The sequence below is a fragment of the Promicromonospora sp. NPDC060271 genome, from assembly GCF_042726755.1.
In the GTDB taxonomy this organism is placed as follows: Bacteria; Actinomycetota; Actinomycetes; order Actinomycetales; family Cellulomonadaceae; genus Promicromonospora.
On sequence record NZ_JBHXBG010000254.1, the window covers coordinates 1 to 5,477 of the forward strand.

The 5,477-nt window shown below is 69.8% G+C and carries 4 protein-coding genes; all 4 read left to right on the top strand.

What is annotated here, in order from left to right; genetic code table 11:
• Window positions 1-40: 40 nt before the first annotated feature.
• The 4 genes from ACFWE2_RS24230 to rpsA all read left to right on the top strand — a co-directional run bounded on the left by ACFWE2_RS24230 (window position 41) and on the right by rpsA (window position 5,450).
• Entirely contained in the window at window positions 41-1,048 is a 1,008-nt protein-coding gene (locus tag ACFWE2_RS24230) for an ABC transporter permease (protein WP_377226768.1), read from the top strand.
• Window positions 1,049-1,104: 56 nt separating this feature from the next.
• A complete protein-coding gene (locus ACFWE2_RS24235) occupies window positions 1,105-2,007 on the top strand; it encodes an ABC transporter permease (RefSeq protein WP_377226771.1) in 903 nt (300 codons plus the stop codon).
• The gene (locus ACFWE2_RS24240; protein WP_377226769.1) at window positions 2,004-3,773 is read left to right on the top strand and encodes a dipeptide ABC transporter ATP-binding protein; all 1,770 of its coding nucleotides are present in this window, start codon (window positions 2,004-2,006) and stop codon (window positions 3,771-3,773) included. The genes ACFWE2_RS24235 and ACFWE2_RS24240 overlap by 4 nt, the downstream gene beginning before the upstream one ends.
• Before the next feature lie 189 nt (window positions 3,774-3,962).
• Window positions 3,963-5,450, top strand: a complete 1,488-nt coding sequence (gene rpsA / locus ACFWE2_RS24245; RefSeq protein ID WP_377226770.1) for a 30S ribosomal protein S1 — start codon at window positions 3,963-3,965, stop codon at window positions 5,448-5,450.
• Window positions 5,451-5,477: the final 27 nt, after the last annotated feature.

Sequence of the window (5,477 nt, forward strand, 5' to 3'; positions counted from 1 at the left end):
CCGCTGTCCGTGACTTTCGAGGATCTTCCTGAGGATAGGTATGCTCCGCCTCATCGTGCAGCGGTTGCTGCTCCTGATACCGCTGCTCCTAGGGCTGTCGGTGCTGTTGTTCGCGTGGGTCCGGGCGCTGCCCGGCGGCCCCGCGACCGCCCTGCTGGGCGAGCGGGCCACACCAGAGGCCGTCGCTCGCATCAACACCCTGTACGGCTTCGACCAGCCGCTGCACGTCCAGTACTTCAAGTACCTGGGCCGCCTGCTGACGGGAGACTTCGGCGTCTCCACGCGGACCGGCCGTCCGGTGCTGGACGAGTTCATCACGCGCTTCCCCGCGACGATCGAGCTGACCGTGGTCGCGCTGATCATCGCGATCGGCATCGGCATCCCGCTCGGCTACGTCGCCGCTCGGCGGGCCGGCTCGATCATCGACCACTCGTCGGTCGTCGTGTCGCTGATCGGCGTCACCGTGCCGGTGTTCTTCCTCGCCTTCATCCTGAAGTACCTGTTCGCCGTGGAGCTGGGCTGGTTCCCCTCCACAGGGCGGCAGGACCCGACGATGATCTCGACACATCCGACGAACTTCTACGTGCTGGACGGACTGCTCACCGGTGAGTGGGACGCCGCATGGGACGCGCTGGTGCACCTGATCCTGCCGGGTATCGCGCTCGGCACCATCCCGCTCGCGATCGTCGCGCGGATGACCCGCGCGGCGGTGTCCGAGGTGCAGAACGCCGACTACGTCCGCACGGCCCGTGCGAAGGGCATCAAGCCCGCACGGCTGCGCGGCGAGCACATCCTGAAGAACGCGATGCTCCCGGTGCTGACGACGATCGGCCTGCAGGTGGGCCTGCTGCTGTCGGGCGCGGTGCTCACCGAGACGGTCTTCGCGTTCAGCGGCATCGGCTCGTTCCTCGCGGAAGCGGTGTTCAACGCCGACTACCCGGTGATGCAGGGCTTCGTCCTGATGATCGCGATCGTGTACGCCCTCGTGAATCTGTTCGTCGACGTGTCGTACGGGCTGATCGACCCCCGGCTGAGGAGGCAGCAGTGAGTGCCAACGAGCTTCCTGTGACCGACGGGGTGGCTGCCCAGCCGCTCCACACCAGCATCCACGGCGACGGACCCGCCGGCGCCGACCACGGCGGCGAGGGTGTCTGGGCGCGTGCCTGGCGCACCCTGCGCAAGAACCCCGTGGCGATCGCCGGTTTCGTGATCGTCGCGGCCTTCGTGATCGTCGCGCTGCTCGCCCCGCTGATCGCCCCGTACGGCGCCCACGAGCTGCCGGGCCGCGCCGAGGTGCGCCCCACGATGATCCCCGGGCCGTCGGCCGAGTACCCGCTGGGCCTGGACCGCTACGGCGGTGACGTGCTGAGCAAGCTGATCTGGGGTGCCCGCGCGTCGCTCCTGGTGGGCGTCCTGTCCACGCTGTTCGGCCTCGCCGGCGGCATGGCTCTGGGCCTGCTCGCGGGCTGGTTCGGCAAGTGGGTCGACTTCGCGGCGATGCGCCTGGTGGACCTGATGCTGTCCGTGCCGTCGCTGCTCCTGGCCGTCTCGATCGCCGCGATCGCCGGTCAGTCGTCGATGTCGGTCATCGTCGCCATCGGTGTGGTGCAGATCCCGATCTTCGCCCGCCTGCTGCGCGGCTCGATGCTCGCGCAGCGCGGCCAGGACTACGTGCTGGCCGCGTCTGCGCTCGGCCTGAGCCGGCGCTCGGTGACCATGAGCCACGTGCTGCCCAACAGCGTCGGCCCGGTCATCGTGCAGGCGACGCTGACCCTGGCCACCGCGGTGATCGAGGCCGCGGCGCTGTCCTTCCTCGGCCTCGGTGGCGGCGAGCCCTCCACCGCCGAGTGGGGCCGCATGCTGACGGCCGCACAGCAGGAGCTCGCGGTCGCGCCGCGCCTGGCGATCCTGCCCGGTATCTGCATCGCCGTGACGGCCCTCGGCTTCACCCTCGTGGGCGAGAGCCTGCGCGAGGCCCTCGACCCCCGGAACAGGACCCGAAAATGAGCGAGACCCCTGAGCAGAAGACCTCCGGCGCCGCAGTGGGTGGCACGGCCGGTCCGGTGCCTGGCAAGGAGGACGCCGACGTCGTCCTGCGCGTCGAGGACCTGTGCGTCGACTTCCGCACCGAGAACGGCGCCGCGCGCGCCGTCGCGGGCGCGAACCTGACGGTCCGGCGCGGCCAGACCGTCGCGATCGTGGGGGAGTCGGGCTCCGGCAAGACCACGCTGGCCATGGCCGTGCTCGGCCTGCTCGCCAGCAACGGCTCGGTGGCCGAGGGGCACATCTGGTTCAAGGACGAGGACCTGGGCAAGGTCAGCCCGCAGCGCATGGCGCAGCTGCGCGGCACGGAGCTCGGCCTCGTGCCGCAGGACCCGATGACCAACCTCGACCCGATCATGCGGATCGGGCAGCAGATCGACGAGGGCCTGATCGACAACGGCCTGCGGACCCGCCGGGACGCGCGCGCCCGCACGGTCGAGCTGCTCGACGAGGTCGGCCTGCCCGACGCCCGGCGCCGGGCGAGCCAGTACCCGCACGAGTTCTCCGGCGGCATGCGCCAGCGTGCGCTCATCGCCATGGGCCTGTCGGGCCGCCCGGCGCTGCTGGTGGCGGACGAGCCGACGTCGGCCCTGGACGTGACGGTGCAGCGGGGCATCCTCGACCAGCTCTCCGGACTGACCGAGGAGCTCGGCACCGCGGTGCTGCTCATCACGCACGACCTCGGCCTCGCCGCCGAGCGCGCCGACATCGTCGTGGTCATGTACCGCGGCGACATCGTCGAGCAGGGGCCCGCGCGCCAGGTGCTGACCGACCCGCAGCACGAGTACACCAAGCGCCTCATGGCCGCCGCGCCGTCGCTCGCCTCGCGGCGCATCGAGATCGCGCGCGAGCGCGGGCTCGAGGACGTGCTGGACGACGCACTGCTGGCCCACGGCGAGGACGGGGCAGCGGAGGGTGCGGCGGAGGCGTCCGTCCTGGTGTCCGTCAAGGACGTGAGCAAGGTCTTCCCCATCCGCGGCAACGGCCTGTTCTCCCGCGCCAAGGACTTCACGGCGGTCGACGGCGTCAGCCTCGACATACCGCGCGGCTCCACGGTGGCCGTGGTGGGGGAGTCCGGTTCGGGCAAGTCGACGCTCGCCCGGATGATCCTGGACATCGAGAAGCCGACCACCGGCACGATCACCTTTGACGGCGGCCTCGTGGGCGCAGGCAGCCACCGGGACCAGATCGCCTACCGGCGCCGGGTCCAGCCCGTGTTCCAGGACCCCTACTCGTCGCTCGACCCGCTGTACTCGGTGTACCGCGCGATCGAGGAGCCGCTGCGCGCGCACTCCTACGGGGACGCCGCGGCCCGCCGGGCCCGGGTGGAGGAGCTCGCCGACCAGGTGGCGCTGAGCAAGGGCCAGCTCCAGCGGTTCCCCTCGGAGCTGTCCGGCGGCCAGCGCCAGCGCGTGGCGATCGCGCGCGCCCTCGCGCTGTCGCCCGAGCTCGTGGTGTGCGACGAGGCGGTCTCAGCGCTCGACGTGGTGGTGCAGGCGCAGATCCTGCAGCTCCTCGCCGGCCTGCAGGAGGACCTGGGGCTGACCTACCTCTTCATCACGCACGACCTCGCCGTCGTACGGCAGATCGCCGACCGGGTGCTGGTCATGCAGGAGGGGCGGGTGGTCGAGGAGGGGACCGTCGACTCGGTCTTCGACTCGCCCGCCACCGCCTACACGCGGGCCCTGCTCGACGCCATCCCGGGCAAGGACCTGGAGCTCGCTCTCTGAGAGCTGCACGGGGGTTCGCGGCGCCCTGGCTCGCGTTGACCGGGGCGCTGCGACGCCACTAAGATGGCTGGCGGTGCCGTGCGCCTTCTGGCGATCGTCGGAACCTCACGAGCGCAGCTCGAAGCACGAGCAGAGCTCAAACAGACCCTGTCCTTACTACACCATGTCCGCATCGGAGCATCGAACTCAATGACCATCTCCACCCCCGCGAAGTCCGCACCCCAGGTTGCCATCAATGACATCGGCACCGAGGAGGACTTCCTTGCTGCCATCGACGCCACCATCAAGTACTTCAACGATGGGGACATCGTCGAAGGCACGATCGTCAAGGTGGACCGCGACGAGGTCCTTCTCGACATCGGCTACAAGACCGAGGGTGTGATCCCGTCCCGGGAGCTCTCGATCAAGCACGACGTCGACCCTGGCGAGGTTGTCGCCGTCGGTGACGCCGTCGAGGCCCTGGTCCTCCAGAAGGAGGACAAGGAAGGCCGCCTGATCCTGTCCAAGAAGCGCGCACAGTACGAGCGCGCCTGGGGCACGATCGAGAAGATCAAGGAAGAGGACGGCGTCGTCACCGGCACCGTCATCGAGGTCGTCAAGGGTGGCCTCATCCTCGACATCGGCCTGCGCGGCTTCCTCCCCGCCTCCCTCGTGGAGATGCGTCGCGTCCGCGACCTCCAGCCGTACGTCGGCAAGGAGATCGAGGCCAAGATCATCGAGCTCGACAAGAACCGGAACAACGTCGTGCTCTCGCGCCGTGCCTGGCTCGAGCAGACGCAGTCCGAGGTTCGCTCCACCTTCCTGCAGACGCTGCAGAAGGGCCAGGTGCGCCCGGGTGTCGTCTCCTCGATCGTCAACTTCGGTGCGTTCGTGGACCTCGGCGGCGTCGACGGTCTCGTGCACGTCTCGGAGCTGTCCTGGAAGCACATCGACCACCCGTCCGAGGTCGTCGAGGTCGGCCAGGAGGTCACCGTCGAGGTGCTCGACGTCGACTTCGACCGCGAGCGTGTCTCCCTGTCGCTGAAGGCGACGCAGGAGGACCCGTGGCAGACCTTCGCCCGTACGCACGCCATCGGTCAGGTCGTGCCGGGTAAGGTCACCAAGCTCGTCCCGTTCGGCGCGTTCGTCCGCGTCGAGGACGGCATCGAGGGCCTGGTCCACATCTCGGAGCTGGCCGTGCGCCACGTCGAGCTGCCGGAGCAGGTCGTCACCGTCGGTGCCGAGGTCTTCGTCAAGGTCATCGACATCGACCTGGAGCGCCGCCGCATCTCGCTGTCGCTCAAGCAGGCCAACGAGGGCGTGGACCCGGAGTCCGAGGACTTCGACCCCGCGCTGTACGGCATGGCCGCCGAGTACGACGAGGCCGGGAACTACAAGTACCCGGACGGCTTCGACCCGGAGACCAACGAGTGGCTCGAGGGCTTCGAGACCCAGCGCGAGGCGTGGGAGGCGGAGTACGCCAAGGCGCACGAGCGCTGGACCGCGCACCGCAAGCAGGTCGCCGAGGCGCTCACCGCGGACACCGAGGCCACGGCCGAGGCCCCGGCGGCGTCGGCCGGCGGCAGCGGCGCCAGCAGCAGCACCACCTACTCCTCGGCTCCGGTCGAGGAGGCCGGCGGTACGCTGGCTTCGGACGAGGCGCTCGCCGCGCTCCGTGAGAAGCTCACGGGTAACTGAGCTGATCTGAGCTGATCGGATCGACGG

What these genes read in the sequence shown, in the direction of transcription:
- ACFWE2_RS24240 (WP_377226769.1), top strand. Translation starts at nt 2,004, where the DNA reads ATGAGCGAGACCCCTGAGCAGAAGACCTCCGGCGCCGCAGTGGGTGGC.
- ACFWE2_RS24230 (WP_377226768.1), top strand. Translation starts at nt 41, where the DNA reads ATGCTCCGCCTCATCGTGCAGCGGTTGCTGCTCCTGATACCGCTGCTC.
- rpsA (WP_377226770.1), top strand. Translation starts at nt 3,963, where the DNA reads ATGACCATCTCCACCCCCGCGAAGTCCGCACCCCAGGTTGCCATCAAT.